The organism is Pantoea sp. BL1 (assembly GCF_000963985.1).
Taxonomy (GTDB): Bacteria; Pseudomonadota; Gammaproteobacteria; order Enterobacterales; family Enterobacteriaceae; genus Pantoea; species Pantoea rwandensis_B.
In genome coordinates this window covers 52466-69057 of record NZ_JZRH01000053.1, presented here as the reverse complement: position 1 = coordinate 69057, position 16592 = coordinate 52466, and the positions used below count along the sequence as shown (strand labels likewise).

Here is a 16592-nt window from a genome sequence, read left to right as displayed (position 1 = left end):
GAGGCGGGCGCCGTGCCGCCCGCGCTGGAAAAGCGTGACACCCGCAAGGTGCTCAAGCGTTTGGATTTGTTTCGTCAGCGCGGGTTGCGTCACGCACAGCTGTTCAGCAGCAGTATGATAAGCACGGGTTTGAGCCAACGTGACGAAGGCTCGAAGCAGTTTAATATCCATTCCATTCGGTTATCGAAGTGAGCGAAGTTGTGATTATACACGGTGGATTTCTCTCTGGTGAAATAGCACGCTATTCCCCTACGAGAGAAACCATCATGAACAAACAGCTTCGTGTTGCCACCGTACAGTTTTGTCATCGCGCCGGAGACAAGCAGTACAACTTAGCGCTGATGGAACAGTTTATTGAACAGGCCGCTCAGACAGATACTCAGGTTTTGGCTTTTCCTGAGATGTGTATCACGGGTTACTGGCATGTGCCTCAGCTCTCGCATGATGAGGTGGAAGCCCTCGCCGAGCGCAGCGATGACAGCCCGTCACTGGCACGGATAGCGGCGCTGGCAGAGCGCTATCAGATGGCGATCGGGGCGGGCTATATTGAAAAGCATCAAAACGGCCAGCTCTACAATGCTTACGCGGTTTGCATGCCTGATGGTCAACGCCATATACATCGTAAGATCCACGCTTTCGAGCATCCATCCATTTCCCAGGGGAATGCATTTACGGTGTTTGATACGCCGTGGGGTGTACGAATAGCGATTCTTATCTGCTGGGACAATAACCTCACCGATAACGTTCGCGTCACCGCCCTGCTGGGTGCCGATATTTTGATTGCGCCACATCAAACGGGCGGCACGCACTCACGTAGCCCCTTCGGCATGAAACCCATCCCTGTAAGCCTTTGGGAAAACCGCCAGCAAGACCCTGAAGCGCTGGAAGCCGCATTAGTGGGTGACAGCGGGCGAGGCTGGTTGATGCGCTGGCTACCCTCGCGTGCACACGATAATGGACTGTTCATCCTGTTCAGTAATGGCGTAGGACTGGATAACGGTGAGATTCGTACCGGCAATGCGATGGTGATTGATCCCTATGGTCGCATCGTCAACGAAACCACTTCATTCAGAGATACGCTGGTGAGCGCCGATCTGGACCTTTCGTTACTGGCGATGTCTACCGGACGCCGCTGGATTCACGGCAGACGGCCAGAACTTTATCACCTGCTCTGTGAACCACAAGGTTATGAGCGGGATGCACGCACCGCACGATTTTCCGAAGATGTTCCTGTGTTCGATCACAAAATGGCGCATAAAACATCTTTGGATAAAACATAAAGCCACACGAGGCGTAAACCTTTCGCGTTTTATTTATACCGACGCTGAAGATATTTGGTTGAGGTAAATACCAACTTAGGAAAGAACAAATGAAAGGATTCATGCATTATGGGGTTTTTATCTTCATACTGACGTTCACATCATTAGCTGAAGCAGTAATTAAAATCCCCTTTAAATTAGATGAAAGTGCATTACCGATTGTCACGCTGAATATTAACGGCCAGGAGGGCGAGTTTATGCTGGATATCGGCTCTGTCTTTGCTTTCCATTTTGATCCGGCGTTTATACGACAGGTGCCGTGGCTAAAGCCGTTAAAGGATAAAGTGCGCACCACCGATCTGACCGGCGAGGTGTTCCTGAATGATAAATTCATGTTTCACCATGTCTCGGTTAATGGCATGAGCTTTGAGAACGTTGAAGGTGTTTCCTTGAGCCCATGGGGACTGACGCTGCATCCTGACGGCAAAAGACCGGAAAGTATGGTCATCGGATTGGGGCTTTTCCGGCAAAAGGTCCTGATGATTGATTACCCGCATCGCCTGTTCACCGTGGCGAATCGGCTGGAGGATTTCACTATCGACCGCCAGCAATGGTTAACGCTGCCTTTAACGATCACAGATGAAGGCATAATCATTGAGGTCATGAAAAATAATGAGAGTTTTAATATGCTGCTGGATACCGGTGCAACACTCTCGATGTTATGGAGCAAACGTTTAAATAGAACAGATAACGTTTTTCCTTGCAAAGAAGTCATAGCGGAAATGGATGATGAAGGTTGTCAGGCGATGCAAATCAATATAAAACAGGCCACGTCCGGGAAAATAAATATCGAGGCGATCCTGGTGGAGGATATTGATTCACAAATGGTAGCGGATGGTTTATTAGGCACTAATTTTTTACAACATCATCGTGTTCTGATTGATTTCCCTAACCAGCAGTTATTGATACGCGCCAATGAACCTGGCTGAGCAGCCATAAAAAAACCCGGCTTGCGCCGGGTTTTGCTTCGCTACACTCTCAATCAACTTCTCAATCGTTAACCGTAAGCCAGCAGCGTGCGCTGGCAAAGTGCCGAACGGACGCAGTCGTTTTTGTCGAAACGCACCACACCAATCATCTCGTCTTCTTCGAAACGCGCCAGCGCATCGGCCAGACCAGATTTGACGTGGGACGGCAAGTCACACTGGGTGATATCACCGTTGACGATAACCGTCACGTTCTCGCCTAAGCGTGTCAGGAACATCTTCATCTGTGCCGCAGTGACGTTTTGTGCCTCATCAAGGATCACTACCGCATTCTCAAACGTACGTCCGCGCATATATGCGAAGGGCGCAATCTCTACCTTGGCAATTTCAGGCCTCAGGCAGTACTGCATAAAGGAAGCGCCGAGACGTTTAACCAGAACGTCGTATACCGGTCGGAAATACGGGGCGAACTTCTCGGAAATATCCCCAGGAAGGAAACCGAGATCTTCATCCGCCTGCAGAACCGGGCGCGTCACAATAATCCTTTCGATATCCTTATTGATCAGGGCCTCAGCCGCTTTGGCTGCGCTAATCCAGGTTTTACCGCAACCGGCTTCACCGGTGGCGAATATCAGCTGTTTCGTTTCTATGGCATTAAGATAGTGCGCTTGAGCTTCATTTCTGGCTTCAATCGGACCACGATCGCGTGAATCACGCGCCATGCCAATTGAGTCCAACCCACCCATCTGCACCAGCGAAGTGACCGATTCTTCTTCACGCTGACGGTGACTGCGAGAATCACTACGAACGACTCTTCTTGCTTCACGACGCGCTTTGATCACTGCTTTCTGTCTTCCCATAGTGGCACCTTACAGTTGGTTTCATTTATCGCGGCGGATCACCCGCGGCGATGACTTGAACGCTTTAGAGGTTTGTTTGGCTTCCTTGTAAGCCGGGTCTGGCCATTGAGAGTAGTGTGCAACAACGACGAAGCGCTGAAGCGCACCGGTAAAGAAATGGCGATAGTTCGGGAACGTTAATTGAAAAGTGAAGAGGATACTTTGGAGGGAAGAAATCCCCCGCAGTGTACTGCGCTAGCTGAAGTGTATTTAACTGTCCATAGAAGGACCGGGTCATGCGCGAACTCCAGTGGACATAGCCACACAACTGACAACGCTTATGAGTAAAGTGCATCATATTAACCATGCTTTGCAACACTATTTTTACGTCACGACAAAGAAAAACAGATAAGCGAAGCATGAGAATTTTCGTCTTAAATTAAATTATCTCGCTTTTTCAGTGAGATGGATTATTTGACGCGCGACGAACTTTCTCGGAACATTCGGAAGTGGAAGCGACCAGGGGAAAGTTTACGGTCGGTGAAAAAAGCGCCAGCGCAACCTTATCGCTGCGCTGGCGCGGTGCGTTTATTAATCAGGCCTGCAGTAAAGGCTGGCCAAGGTAATGTTTTTCGTCAGGGACGCCCGGTAAAACGAAAAAGTAACCGCCGCCAATCGGACGAATATATTCTTCCAGCGCTTCGCCATTGAGACGTTTTTGCACCGTGATAAAGCCTTTGGTTAAATCATGCTGATAGCAAACGAACAAGAGTCCCATATCTAACTGCCCCGAACCGGTAATCCCTGAGGAGTAACTGTAGCCCCGGCGCAGCATTAAACTGCTGTCTGTTTCCGGCGTGCGTGGGTTGGCGAGACGGATATGCGCATCCAGCGCGATGACATCGCCATCCGGATCTTTACTGTAATCCGGCACGTCATGTTCCTCTTTCATGCCCAGTGGCGCACCGGAAAGTTTCTCACGACCGAATATGGTTTGCTGTTCACCCAGCGGAGTGCGATCCCACATTTCAACGTGGAAACGAATGATACGCACCGCCTGATAACTACCGCCCTGCGTCCAGGCAGGTTCCTGCTGGTTCGCCGTCACCCATAGCAATTGATCCATGAGCGCAGGGTTATGCGTATCAGGGTTGGCGGTGCCATCTTTGAAGCCCAGCAGATTGATCGGCGTTTCCTTGCCATGGCTGCGTGCGGCATGATCGGCAATAAAACCATCACGCCGCCAGCGTACGGCCAGCAGATCGGGCGTGTACTTAATGATGTCGCGCAGTGCGTGAATCACCGTGTCTTGCGTATTGGCGCAGATTTGCAGCAGTAGATCGCCGTGACACTGATCGGCATCCAGCGAATCGTTGGGGAAGCGCGTCATGCTTTGCAGTTGCGTCGGTTTGTGTGCACTTAAACCAAAGCGCTCATCAAACAACGAGGTGCCCACGGACAGCGTCATGGTGAGATTATCGGGTGCGATATCAGCGCCAAGAATGCCGGAATCCATTGGCGGCAGCTGCGGGTTGGTGACAACTGGCGCAGCGCCTCCTTTGGTCAGGAAAGCGAAGCGCTCTGTGAGCAGACGGAACAAACGTTCGAGGTCACTTTTGTCACTGGCTAAGACGTCAAAAGCCACCAGCATCATGGAAGCCTGCTGCTGGGTGATAATGCCAGCCTGATGCGGGCCATAGAAGGGTTGCGCCTGCTGGCGCGCATCGGGTGCAACCGTGCCGGGAGAGAAGCTGTCAGCCGCGGCTGCCGTATGGAACGGACAGCCGCCACTTAGGGCAGCCGCGCCGCCCAACATGCCTAATCCCTGCAATAAACGACGACGCGACGGCTGCGCCGCGTCATTTTTACGGCTCATGATTAGTCGAGACCTAAAGTACCGCGCAGCAGGGAGAGATCTTCCGCGAGAGTGGTGATCGGCCCTTTCAGCGCATTGCGGTCAGCGGTAGTCAGTTTCTCATAAGATTCGAAACCGTCTTTGGTGCGGTATTTGCTGAGGATGCTGTCCACTTTCTTGAAGTTGGCATCGACTTTCGCCAGCAGCTGCGGGTTAGCTTTTTGCAGTTGTGGGCGCAGCAGATCAACGATTTTCTGTGCACCGTCGATATTGGCCTGGAAGTCAGACAGGTCGGTACGGCTGTAACGATCTTCTTCACCCGAGATTTTGCTGGCCGCCACTTCTTCGATCAGGCCTGCTGCGCCGCCGACGACTTTCGCCGGAGGGAATGCCAGTTCGCTGATGCGGGTCTGCAGATCCAGCACGTCCTGATTCAGTTTAGTGGCAAACTCTTCAGCACCTTTGGTGGTTTTGTCGGCCCAGAGGATTTTTTCGATGCGGTGGAAACCGGTGAATTTCGGGTCTTCGGCTTTTTTCTCGAAGTCATCTTCACGGGCATCGATGCTGCTGTCCAGATCGGAGAACAGTTCAGCAATCGGCTCGATACGCTCGTAGTGTGCACGGGTCGGTGCGTACAGCGCTTTGGCTTTTTCCAGATCGCCCGCTTTTACTGCATCGGTGAAGGCCTGAGTGCCCGCCACCAGCTCTTTGACTTCGCTCATCACGTAGGTTTTGTAGTCCGTGATTGGGCCAGCCAGCTGCATGATGTCGGTTTTGCCTTTGGCAGCGGTTTTCGACTCACCCGATACCACCAGTTTGCCTTTCGGGTTGGTCAGCAAGCCGCAGGTCATGTCATATTCGCCTGCTTCGAGGTTCGCGGTCAGTTTCTGGCTAAAACCCGGCGCGATATTTTCACGCTCTTCCACCACCATTACCCCTTTCAGGATTTCCCACTCCAGCGCTTTCTGGCTGTTGTTTTTGATGATGAACTGGGTTTTACCCGCCTGCACATTGAGTGACATCGGCTCACACTGTTTGTCAGTGACGGTAACCGTGACTTGCGGGATGGATGCAGCAGATGCAGCGCCTGAGAGAGCCAGCATCGAAACCAACAGCGCCTTACGGCGGAAGCGAATCGTCATAGTGATATCCCTGTTACATGGAAGAACAGGCGCGCAATCGCGCCTGATTTAATTTCAGCGTGTGGTGCGTGCAGCACTGGCCGTTGGGCGCGCCGGGAAGAAGAACAGCAGCAGCGCCGGAATCAGGTAGATAAGCCAGGCCGCCACTTCACTGACGCTTGGCGTTTCCTGATAGCCGAGAATGCCTTCCAGCAGCGTACCGACCACCGAGTGGATGGAGAGCGTGTTGCTGAGGTCAAAAGCAATGTCCTGGAAGTGGTTCCAGAGCCCTGCTTCGTGGAAAGCACGGATCGCACCTGCCGCGAGGCCTGCGGCAACAAAGAGAATGAATAAGCTGGTCCAGCGGAAGAAGCTCGCCAGGTTGAGGCGGATACCGCCGTAGTAGAGCAGCATGCCCAATACAATCGCCGTTAACAGGCCAAGTACCGCACCAATCGGCGGCGCGTAGCCGACATCCTGGGTGAAAGCGGCGAGCAGGAAGAATACCGATTCCAGCCCTTCACGAGCAACGGCCAGAAAGACCATGAGGACCAGCGGGAAGCCACCGCCGCCCTGTTTTTGCAATGCCTGATCCACCGAGCGTTCCAGTGTGGCTTTGATGTTGCGCGAGACTTTGCGCATCCAGAACACCATGGACGTGAGGATGACCACCGCGACGACCGCCACGATGCCCTCAAACAGTTCTTGTTGTTTTTGCGGAAATTCGCCGGTGGTTTCATTGATGAAGATGCCAAGGCCTAAGCAGAGTGCCGCGGCAATGAAGACACCTGCCCACATCGCGGGGAACCACTGTGTACGCTGGGTGCGTTTCAGGTAGCTGGCAATCAGGCTGACGATGAGAGCTGCTTCAAGACCTTCACGCAGCATAATGAGAAACGGTACGAACATCACCAACCTCTTGATTGTTAAGCAGGGTAAACCTTAGGTAAAAATACGTAAATTGCAAACGATATCGATTATCATTATCGCGGGTAAAATTACAAGTCACTTAATGAAATTATTTCTCATTTGCGGGGAGGGAAACGGATTCAGTGAAAATGGGGATGGGGATTTAAGCGTTCAGATAAATATTCAGTGCTGGGGTGGGGCTGAAAGCTCAGTGCCTTGATATCGCTGCAGGTTCAGTGCCGGGTTTTCGCTGCACGTTCGGTGCAGAGTTATCGCTTCAGGTTCAGTGCAGAGGTGTCGCTTTGAGTTCAGCGCATTGTCCACTAAAGGCCATCCCGATCGCGAAGAAACCACGCATCCCTGCAGATCGGCCGCGCCGTCCATGGCGCGGACGCTTCGCTCTTCGGCATGGCCTTTATTGGACGTTTGGCTATGGTATTGCTTTGAATTGAGGGTTTAAGCCTTGCCGTTTTTAATGACACACACGAAAGCTTCAGAGCAGACTGGTGCCATTTTGTGTCTGGCAATCCGCAGCGCTGAACGCAATGAGTCTGCCAGGAGAGCCCGCTGGACGCGGGCGAAAGGCGGGGCGGCACACGATGTGCCACCCCCCGCCGGTCCGTCAGGCAGACGAATGAAGTGAAGGTACCGCGTCAGCGGCGCGAGGACCGCCAGCCACAGAATGACACCAGACTGCGTTATCACCCGTTGTTTAACTAAAAGGCAATACGCATAAGGCCGCCATTCACGGCGCAAACGCTTCGCTATTCTGCATAGCCTGTATCGAACATTAGGCTGTAGTGTTGCTTTGCCTTGAGAGTTTTAGCATTGTCGATTCAATAAAAAAGCCCGCCGTTTAACGGGCGGGCTTGATGTGCCAGAGAGCACATTACTTAGTGTTGAATTCCGCTTCAGCCGCAGCAAAGCGCGCTTGCGCTTCTTCTGATGGGCCTTTACCGATCAGGCTGAACACCACAATCGCGATGCTGGCGAAGATGAAGCCAGGAATGATTTCATACAGTTCGGTGTAACCATACTGTTTCCACAGCAGCACCGTCATTGCACCAATCACCATCCCGGCCAGCGCGCCGTTGCGTGTCATACGCTTCCAGCACACCCCGAACAGAACAACCGGACCGAAGGCGGCACCAAAGCCTGCCCATGCATAGCTGACCAGGCCCAGCACGCGGTTTTCCGGGTTGGCCGCCAGCGCGATAGCGATCAACGCAATCAGCAGCACCATCAAACGCCCTACCCACACCAGCTCTTTCTGGCTGGCATTTTTACGCAGGAAGCCTTTGTAGAGGTCTTCTGTCAGGGCGCTTGAGCACACCAGCAACTGGCAGCTCAGGGTGGACATCACCGCTGCCAGAATCGCAGACAGCAGGATGCCAGCAATCCATGGGTTAAACAGGATACGCGCCAGTTCAATAAATACGCGTTCACCGTTCTGGCTAACGCCTGCCGCTTGTTCTGGGTGGTTCTGGAAGTAGGCGATACCGAAGAAGCCTACCGCCACGGCACCCGCGAGGCACAGGATCATCCAGGTCATGCCAATACGACGTGCAGTGCGAATCGAGTGATGTGAATCCGCGGCCATAAAGCGCGCCAGGATATGCGGTTGTCCAAAGTAGCCCAGGCCCCAGCCGAGTAAGGAGATCACGGCAACAAAGTTGAGCCCTTTCAGCATGTCGAGGTTTTCGAGGCTCTTGGCTTCGATAACCGCCAGTGAATCATCGAAACCACCTACCGCGATAATCACAAACACCGGGGTGAGGATCAGCGCGAAGATCATCAGGCTGGCCTGCACGGTATCGGTCCAGCTCACCGCCAGGAATCCGCCCACCAGCGTATAAAGGATGGTGGCAGCAGCACCGGCCCACAGCGCGGTCTGGTAATCCATACCGAAGGTACTTTCAAACAGACGTGCACCCGCAACCACGCCAGATGCGCAATAAATGGTGAAGAAGATGAGGATGACCACAGCGGAGATAACACGCAGCAGCTTGCTTTTGTCTTCGAAACGGCTGGAGAAGAAGTCCGGCAGTGTTAAGGCATTATCGTGATGTTCGGTCTGCACGCGCAGGCGACCTGCCACAATTTTCCAGTTCAGCCAGGCACCGATAGTCAGGCCAATGGCGATCCAGCTTTCTGAAATGCCGGAAAGGAAGATGGCGCCGGGTAAGCCCATCAGCAACCAACCGCTCATATCTGATGCACCCGCTGACAGTGCGGTGACCACGCTGCCTAAACTACGTCCACCCAGAATGTAGTCGTCAAAGTTTTTGGTTGAACGGTAGGCAATAAAGCCAATCAGCACCATTCCCAGGATATAAATTACAAAGGTCACCAACATCGGTGTACTTATACTCATACTCTCTCCACTTATTATTTAATCCGTTAAGAGAAATCTTTTTCCTGCGTCGTCGGAACGTGATAACGCAGGGCTTTACCGCATCCAGAGAAAGCGATTTCTCTTAAGGCGCGGTATCCTGCCGCAAAGGGGCGGCGCGCACAATGCATTTAACACAGCTGTCACAATGGTTTCACCTGACTTCGATGATTTAATACCAATAGGTTGCACACGCTCACACTTTAAGTTGCACCTTATTCAACATGAGAGTGCTCTCGTTGACCGGAGTTGCAACTTTGGCGAGCTTCTTGCAGCAAGTTCTGTGCCGCTTTTTCATCAGATTGATTTTAAGCGGTGATAAACGTGCAACTCAGGTCACATTTAACATGGTTGCACAAAGTTGCAACATGGGTGATAGTGCAGCCCACGCTGATGTCGAATCATATTTTGAGGACGAGGAAATCATGGGAACCACCACCATGGGGGTGAAGCTGGATGAAGCCACCCGCGATCGCATTAAACTGGCGGCAGGTAAAATTGACCGCACGCCACACTGGCTGATCAAACAGGCGATTTTTAACTACCTTTCGCAGCTGGAAGCCGGTGAATCTTTGCCAGAAATTCCCCTACAGCTTGCCGATGCCGCCAGTGAAGAAGGCACGCCAGACGAGTCATTCCAGCCCTTCCTCGACTTCGCTGAACATATTTTGCCGCAGTCGGTCACGCGTTCAGCCATCACCGCTGCGTGGCGTCGTCCGGAAACCGATGCGGTACCGATGCTGCTGGAGCAGGCGCGTCTCCCTGCCCCGCTGGCCGAGAAAACCCATCAGCTTGCTTACAGCCTGGCGGATAAGCTGCGGCACCAAAAAGGTGCAACCGGGCGCGCCGGAATGGTGCAAAGCCTGTTGCAGGAGTTCTCCCTTTCTTCACAGGAAGGCGTGGCGCTGATGTGTCTGGCGGAGGCGCTGCTGCGTATTCCCGACAAACCAACCCGCGATGCGCTGATTCGCGACAAAATCAGCAACGGTAACTGGCAGTCGCACCTCGGCCGCAGCCCGTCGATGTTCGTCAATGCCGCGACCTGGGGATTGCTGTTTACCGGGCGTCTGGTATCGACCCACAATGAAGCCAATCTGTCGCGTTCGCTTAACCGTATTATTGGCAAGAGTGGCGAACCGCTGATCCGCAAAGGTGTGGATATGGCGATGCGGCTGATGGGCGAGCAGTTCGTCACCGGCGAAACCATTGCGGAAGCACTGGCCAATGCGCGCAAGCTGGAAGAGAAAGGCTTCCGCTACTCCTACGATATGCTGGGTGAAGCGGCGCTGACCGCCAGCGATGCTAAAGCTTATCTGGTGTCCTATCAGCAGGCGATCCATGCCATTGGTAAAGCTTCCAATGGTCGTGGCATCTATGAAGGTCCAGGCATCTCGATCAAACTGTCGGCTCTGCATCCTCGCTATAGCCGCGCGCAGTATGAGCGCGTGATGGAAGAGCTGTATCCGATCCTCAAATCACTGACCTTACTGGCGCGCTCTTACGACATCGGTATCAATATCGATGCGGAAGAAGCAGACCGTCTGGAACTGTCGCTCGATCTGCTGGAAAAGCTGTGCTTCGAGCCGGAACTGGACGGCTGGAACGGGATTGGCTTTGTCATTCAGGCATACCAGAAGCGCTGCCCGTTTGTGATCGACTCCCTAATCGATCTTGCCCAACGCAGCCGCCGTCGCCTGATGATCCGTCTGGTGAAAGGCGCGTATTGGGATAGCGAAATCAAACGCGCGCAGATTGAAGGGCTGGAAGGTTATCCGGTTTATACCCGCAAGGTGTACACCGACATCTCTTACCTGGCTTGCGCCCGCAAACTGCTGGCGGTGCCGAATCTGATCTATCCGCAATTTGCTACCCATAACGCCCACACGCTGGCAGCGATCTATCAGCTGGCAGGCAATAACTACTATCCGGGTCAGTACGAGTTCCAGTGCCTGCACGGCATGGGCGAACCGCTGTATGAGCAGGTGGTCGGCAAAGTGGCAGACGGCAAACTGAACCGTCCATGCCGTATTTACGCACCGGTCGGCACCCATGAAACCCTGCTCGCCTATCTGGTCCGTCGCTTACTGGAAAACGGGGCCAACACCTCGTTTGTTAACCGCATCGCGGATAACACCCTGCCGCTGGATGAGCTGGTTGCCGATCCGGTTTCTGCGGTGGAGAAGATGGCGCTGACCGAAGGCGCAGTCGGTTTACCGCATCCGAAAATCCCGCTGCCGCGCGATCTGTATGGTGAGAAGCGCGCCAACTCAGCCGGTCTGGATTTGGCTAACGAACATCGTCTGGCGTCACTCTCCAGCGCCCTGCTCAATAGCGCCAGCCAGCCATGGATTGCCCAGCCGCTGGTCGAGGGTGAGCTGGGTGACGGCGTGAGCCGTCCGGTACTCAACCCTTCTGCGCCAGCCGATGTAGTGGGCAGCGTGCGCGAAGCCAGCGAAGCAGAAGTCTCGGAAGCGCTGGATGCCGCAGTGAATGCCGGTCCAATCTGGTTTGCCACCCCGCCACAAGAACGCGCTGCGATTCTGGAGCGCGCAGCCGAAGCGATGGAAGGCCAGATGCAGCAGCTGATTGGCCTGCTGGTGCGTGAAGCAGGTAAGACCTACAACAACGCCATTGCCGAAGTGCGCGAAGCGGTCGATTTCCTCTATTACTACGCCGGTATGGTGCGTGATGATTTCGATAACGAAACCCATCGTCCGCTCGGCCCGGTGGTGTGCATCAGCCCGTGGAACTTCCCGCTGGCGATCTTCACCGGTCAGATTGCTGCAGCACTGGCAGCCGGTAACAGCGTGCTGGCAAAACCCGCTGAGCAGACGCCGCTGATTGCCACGCAGGCGGTACAGATCATGCTGGATGCGGGCGTGCCGTCAGGCGTGCTGCAACTGCTGCCGGGCCAGGGCGAGACTGTCGGTGCACAGTTAACGGGTGACGAGCGAGTACGCGGTGTGATGTTCACCGGTTCCACCGCTGTTGCGACGCTGCTGCAACGCAATCTGGCGGGTCGTCTCGATCCGCAAGGCCGCCCAACGCCGCTGATTGCTGAAACCGGCGGCATGAACGCCATGATCGTGGATTCCTCGGCGCTGACTGAGCAGGTGGTGATCGATATCGTTGCCTCCGCCTTCGACAGCGCCGGACAACGTTGCTCGGCGCTGCGTCTGCTGTGCGTACAAGATGATGTCGCCGATCACACCCTGAAAATGCTGCGTGGCGCGATGGCCGAATGCCGTATGGGTAATCCGGAACGTCTCTCAACGGATATCGGCCCGGTGATCGATGCCGAAGCCAAAGCTAACATCGAGCGCCATATTCAGGCGATGCGCAATAAAGGTTTCACCGTGTATCAGGCGGCGCAGGACAATCCGCAAGACAGCAAAGAGTGGACCAGCGGCACCTTTATCAAACCAACCCTTATCGAGCTGGATCATGTCAGCGATCTGGATAAAGAAGTATTTGGCCCGGTGCTGCACGTGGTGCGTTATGCGCGTAATAACCTGCCACAGCTGATCGATCAGATTAACGCCTCTGGTTACGGTCTGACGCTGGGTGTGCACACGCGTATCGATGAAACCATCGCGCAGGTCACGGCAGGTGCGAAGGTCGGTAACCTGTATGTGAACCGCAATATGGTCGGCGCGGTCGTCGGCGTGCAGCCCTTTGGTGGTGAAGGTTTATCCGGCACTGGTCCAAAAGCCGGTGGTCCTTTGTATCTCTATCGCCTGCTGGCAAACCGCCCGGACAATGCACTGCGTAAGACCTTTGATCGTCAGGATGCCGAGCGTCCAGTCGACAGTTCCGTGCGTGCTGAGCTGATGAGCGCGCACCAGGCATTGCAGAGCTGGGCGCAGGATAAACCTGAGCTGCTGGCACTCTGTCAGCGTTATGACGAGCTGGCGCAGGCGGGTACGGTGCGACTGCTGCCGGGTCCAACCGGTGAACGTAACACCTTCACGCTTCTGCCGCGCGAGCACGTCCTCTGTATTGCGGATAACGAGCAGGATGCACTGACGCAACTGGCGGCAGTGACCAGCGTGGGCAGTCAGGCGCTGTGGCAGGATGATGAGTTGCATCGCGCGTTGCGCAAATCTCTGCCTGCGGCCGTACAAAAACACGTGGTGCTGGTGAAAGATGTGCTGGCAGCCGGGTTTGATGCGGTGATATATCACGGGGACGCGGATCAATTGCGCGTGCTGTGCGAGCAGGTTGCCGCGCGGGATGGTGCGATTGTTTCGGTGCAGGGCTTCGCGCGTGGCGAAACCAATCTGCTGCTGGAACGTCTGTTGATAGAGCGCTCACTGAGTGTGAATACCGCCGCAGCGGGTGGTAACGCCAGTTTGATGACCATTGGTTAAAAAGATAAGGGCCCAAACGGGCCCTTTTCCATGACGCGCCGCGACGAATTTATCCATTCGTTGCGGCGTTGTTTTTTGACGCTTTGTATTTACGCCGCAGACTTGTTGCGCTTCATGCCAATCAAGGTCGGGAAGACAAACAGCGACTGCCCCAACCCACGATTGGTGACAGACCACACCGCCACCGACAGCAGCGAGCAAATCCCCACAATCGCAACCGGATAGAAACACGCCCACAACACGGAGAACCAGGCATAGTCAAACAGATGATGGCGCTGAGCGAACAGAATCGCTGACATGCCAAAATACTCAATGAAAATGCGATGAATCACGTAGATTTGCAGGGTGTTACGGCCAATCCAGTTAAAGTACGTCATCTTAAAGTGCGCGTTGAGCCAGCGGCAGGCCGCCACGCTCGCCAGCACTGCGATGATGCACAGGAACAGGCTCTTATCCAGACCGAAGATAATGTGAATCCCTGAGACCGCCGCCAGCAGCGCCCATGGCACGAGATTTTCACGACGCCATTCGCTCATACGCAGCATCAGCGGGCTCCAGAACGCGCCCAGCAGGAAGAACAGGAAGTACTGCGCCACGCTTTGCGGTCCCCAGTATGGAATGATCTTCTCCACCGCCAGATAGTTAAGCGCAACCGCGACCACCAGCAACGCCACTTTTTGTTTGTGGAAGATCTTCGCACACAGGAAATACAGTGCCAGTCCGTACAGATACCACGAGGTGCTCATCGCCATAAACGTCAGCTTCAGGAACTCAAACAGTGAACCCGCATAGGCGGCATTCAGGTTGTGTGAGATACGCTGGCCGGTAATCTCTGTCGAGATACCCACAATCGACCACCACTGAATAAAGCCCCACAAAATATAGAGATAGAACAGATTGGTAATACGACTGGTAAATACCTGCTTCCACGGACGATTAAGAATCCCGTTGGTTGCCAGCAAGCCCGAAACAAAGAAAAAGGCTGGCATACGCAGCGGAGATAAAACGGTATTAAACTGCACCCATATTTCTGCCGGTATCCAACCCGCCGTCAATAATTTCACCGTTCCTTCAAATCCGGGTAATACGGTGTGGTACAACACCACCAGCAATATGCAGGCCCCTTTCAGGGTATTGACCCATGCAATATCTTCTTTCCTGGCGTTATTCATATGATTAACTCCCGCTGCTGTGTAGGTCTTTAAGGAGAAGTATGAGGAAATAAACAATGATGCATTTCTGGTTATTCAACGATTATTAAACAAGCTGGCGGGGGATGACTCTAGCGAAAGTCCTAAAAGTTTTTTACTGGCCCTGATATAACAATACTTTACAGTTCCAGACATTAATCAAATGCTAAGCAGGCTAACAATATCTTCCCATATTAGAGTCACTAAGGGCATGGCGAGGGAAATAAGGTTAGCAATTAATACAGGGAAATTAAGAGCAATCCACCACAAACAAACCAAATTAAAATCAAATTTTATTCTGATAATTATGAAATGTGGCAGATGGATAAACGCGGATATTAATATTGTGCTAAGCGGAAATAATTAGGGCCAGCAAACTGGCCCTATTTGATTATTGCAGCGGTGCCGCTTTTGTCTCTGGCACTGGTTTTCGCAACAGTCGTGGATAGAGGAATAACATTCTGCCTGGACCGCGATTCAGCAGTGACCACACCGCCAGGGAGATTGTCACGCAGAACGCCACGCCCGTTATCGGCATCAGCAGCGCCCATGCCCAACTGAAGGCCGCATGACCAAACCAGCCGTAATGCAGCGCCAGGGCAATCGCGCTCAGTCCCAGCAATTCAATGAAGATGCGGTGCAGGACATAAATCTGCAGCGTGTTACGGCCAATCCAGTTAAGCCAACCCATGTTCAGGCGCTCATTGAGGAAACGGCACGCTACGATGCCGAACACGATGGTCAGCAGGCTGTAGAACGGATTTTTATAGATGCCGCCCACGTGATGTGCCACGCCAATTACCGCAATGCCCGCCAGCAATAGCCAGTGTTGACGCTTAAGCTGGCTGATCTCAATCAGTGACTGACTGAAGAATACGCCGAGCAGGAAGTAGAGATAGTTTTGCGCCACGCTGGCCGGCCCCCAACCTGGGATCAGGCTAAACTGCGCAGCGTAGGTCGCGACAATCGCCAGTGCCATCAGCGCCATTTTCTGGCGATGGAACAGCTTGGTGAACAGGAAGAAACCCGCCAGCGCGTACAGATACCACAGGCTGGTCATGGAGGTCAGCAGCAGTTTAAGGAACTCAAACGGCGTGTCGGCATAGGCCGCGTTTTTGGTGCTGGATAGCCGCTCACCGAGGTGCGTGGAGATATAGTGAATGCTCAGCCACTGAATCACTCCCCATAGCAAATAGAGATACACGATATTGCTGAACTTCTTGGTGAACACCTCTTTCCAGCTCTTCTTGACGATCGAACTGGCCGCCAGCAGGCCCGAGACAAAGAAAAAGGCGGGCATACGCAGCGGAGAAAGATAGGTATTGAAGGTCACCCACCAGTGCGCAGGCACCATGCCGGCCGTGAGGTGATGCAGAGAGGGAGCGAAAGTGGTGATGATCGAGTGGTGCAACACCACGAGTAAGATGCAGGCCCCTTTTAGCGTGTTGATCCAGAGGACTTCATTTCTGGCATGTGTCATTTTATGATCCTGATTGCGCCATGAATTTGTAAAGAATTATTTATATTTACAAAGATGTCTCAATCGGGGGCGTCTTAAAAATCATTCTGCCTGTTGCCAGTAAAACTCTGCAGAAAATAAAATATTATTTTTCAGGTGGTTAACTAAAAGTTCTTAGACAATTTTCAGAGGAAACTGAGAGGAAGAATTCA

The 16592-nt window shown here is 53.4% G+C and carries 11 protein-coding genes; 3 read left to right on the top strand and 8 right to left on the bottom strand.

The genetic code is table 11. The features are described 5' to 3' along the window. Nucleotides 1-171 (bottom strand): LysR family transcriptional regulator (locus tag VH86_RS25310; RefSeq protein ID WP_156150609.1); only part of this gene is annotated, 171 nt, incomplete at its 3' end. Nucleotides 172-266: 95 nt separating this feature from the next. Between VH86_RS25310 and VH86_RS21585 the strand changes: the two genes are divergently transcribed. Further along, nucleotides 267-1280 (top strand): nitrilase family protein, encoded by a 1014-nt coding sequence (locus tag VH86_RS21585; protein ID WP_045834054.1) that lies wholly within the window; start codon nucleotides 267-269, stop codon nucleotides 1278-1280. Nucleotides 1281-1369: 89 nt separating this feature from the next. Beyond that, entirely contained in the window at nucleotides 1370-2248 is an 879-nt protein-coding gene (locus VH86_RS21580) for a retroviral-like aspartic protease family protein (RefSeq protein ID WP_052696638.1), read from the top strand. Between the two features lie 68 nt (nucleotides 2249-2316). Here the strand turns inward: VH86_RS21580 and phoH are convergent, their stop codons facing one another. From phoH to putP, 5 genes are all read right to left on the bottom strand, one after another. Then, a complete protein-coding gene (phoH, locus tag VH86_RS21575) occupies nucleotides 2317-3105 on the bottom strand; it encodes a phosphate starvation-inducible protein PhoH (protein ID WP_034824330.1) in 789 nt (262 codons plus the stop codon). A gap of 574 nt (nucleotides 3106-3679) precedes the next feature. Continuing rightward, nucleotides 3680-4960 (bottom strand): iron uptake transporter deferrochelatase/peroxidase subunit, encoded by a 1281-nt coding sequence (gene efeB, locus VH86_RS21570; protein WP_045834053.1) that lies wholly within the window; start codon nucleotides 4958-4960, stop codon nucleotides 3680-3682. A gap of 2 nt (nucleotides 4961-4962) precedes the next feature. Then, complete coding sequence (efeO, locus tag VH86_RS21565) at nucleotides 4963-6081, bottom strand: iron uptake system protein EfeO (RefSeq protein ID WP_034824332.1); 1119 nt, start codon at nucleotides 6079-6081, stop codon at nucleotides 4963-4965. A gap of 54 nt (nucleotides 6082-6135) precedes the next feature. Continuing rightward, on the bottom strand, nucleotides 6136-6969 hold the full coding sequence (efeU, locus tag VH86_RS21560) for an iron uptake transporter permease EfeU (RefSeq protein WP_045834052.1): 834 nt from the start codon (nucleotides 6967-6969) through the stop codon (nucleotides 6136-6138). Nucleotides 6970-7858: 889 nt separating this feature from the next. After that, on the bottom strand, nucleotides 7859-9343 hold the full coding sequence (putP, locus tag VH86_RS21555) for a sodium/proline symporter PutP (protein WP_045834051.1): 1485 nt from the start codon (nucleotides 9341-9343) through the stop codon (nucleotides 7859-7861). Between the two features lie 443 nt (nucleotides 9344-9786). Here putP and putA point away from each other — a divergent pair, with 443 nt between their 5' ends. Beyond that, entirely contained in the window at nucleotides 9787-13731 is a 3945-nt protein-coding gene (putA, locus tag VH86_RS21550) for a trifunctional transcriptional regulator/proline dehydrogenase/L-glutamate gamma-semialdehyde dehydrogenase (RefSeq protein ID WP_045834059.1), read from the top strand. Between the two features lie 89 nt (nucleotides 13732-13820). Here putA and VH86_RS21545 read toward each other — a convergent pair whose 3' ends face one another. After that, nucleotides 13821-14903, bottom strand: a complete 1083-nt coding sequence (locus VH86_RS21545) for an acyltransferase family protein (protein WP_034824341.1) — start codon at nucleotides 14901-14903, stop codon at nucleotides 13821-13823. Between the two features lie 409 nt (nucleotides 14904-15312). After that, the gene (locus VH86_RS21540; RefSeq protein ID WP_045834050.1) at nucleotides 15313-16401 is read right to left on the bottom strand and encodes an acyltransferase family protein; all 1089 of its coding nucleotides are present in this window, start codon (nucleotides 16399-16401) and stop codon (nucleotides 15313-15315) included. Nucleotides 16402-16592 lie beyond the last annotated feature (191 nt).

Excerpts from the sequence above, each read along its gene's own strand:
- efeO (WP_034824332.1), bottom strand. The coding sequence starts at position 6,081 with ATGACGATTCGCTTCCGCCGTAAGGCGCTGTTGGTTTCGATGCTGGCT.
- putP (WP_045834051.1), bottom strand. The coding sequence starts at position 9,343 with ATGAGTATAAGTACACCGATGTTGGTGACCTTTGTAATTTATATCCTG.
- putA (WP_045834059.1), top strand. The coding sequence starts at position 9,787 with ATGGGAACCACCACCATGGGGGTGAAGCTGGATGAAGCCACCCGCGAT.
- VH86_RS21585 (WP_045834054.1), top strand. The coding sequence starts at position 267 with ATGAACAAACAGCTTCGTGTTGCCACCGTACAGTTTTGTCATCGCGCC.
- efeU (WP_045834052.1), bottom strand. The coding sequence starts at position 6,969 with ATGTTCGTACCGTTTCTCATTATGCTGCGTGAAGGTCTTGAAGCAGCT.
- VH86_RS21545 (WP_034824341.1), bottom strand. The coding sequence starts at position 14,903 with ATGAATAACGCCAGGAAAGAAGATATTGCATGGGTCAATACCCTGAAA.
- VH86_RS21540 (WP_045834050.1), bottom strand. The coding sequence starts at position 16,401 with ATGACACATGCCAGAAATGAAGTCCTCTGGATCAACACGCTAAAAGGG.
- efeB (WP_045834053.1), bottom strand. The coding sequence starts at position 4,960 with ATGAGCCGTAAAAATGACGCGGCGCAGCCGTCGCGTCGTCGTTTATTG.
- VH86_RS21580 (WP_052696638.1), top strand. The coding sequence starts at position 1,370 with ATGAAAGGATTCATGCATTATGGGGTTTTTATCTTCATACTGACGTTC.
- phoH (WP_034824330.1), bottom strand. The coding sequence starts at position 3,105 with ATGGGAAGACAGAAAGCAGTGATCAAAGCGCGTCGTGAAGCAAGAAGA.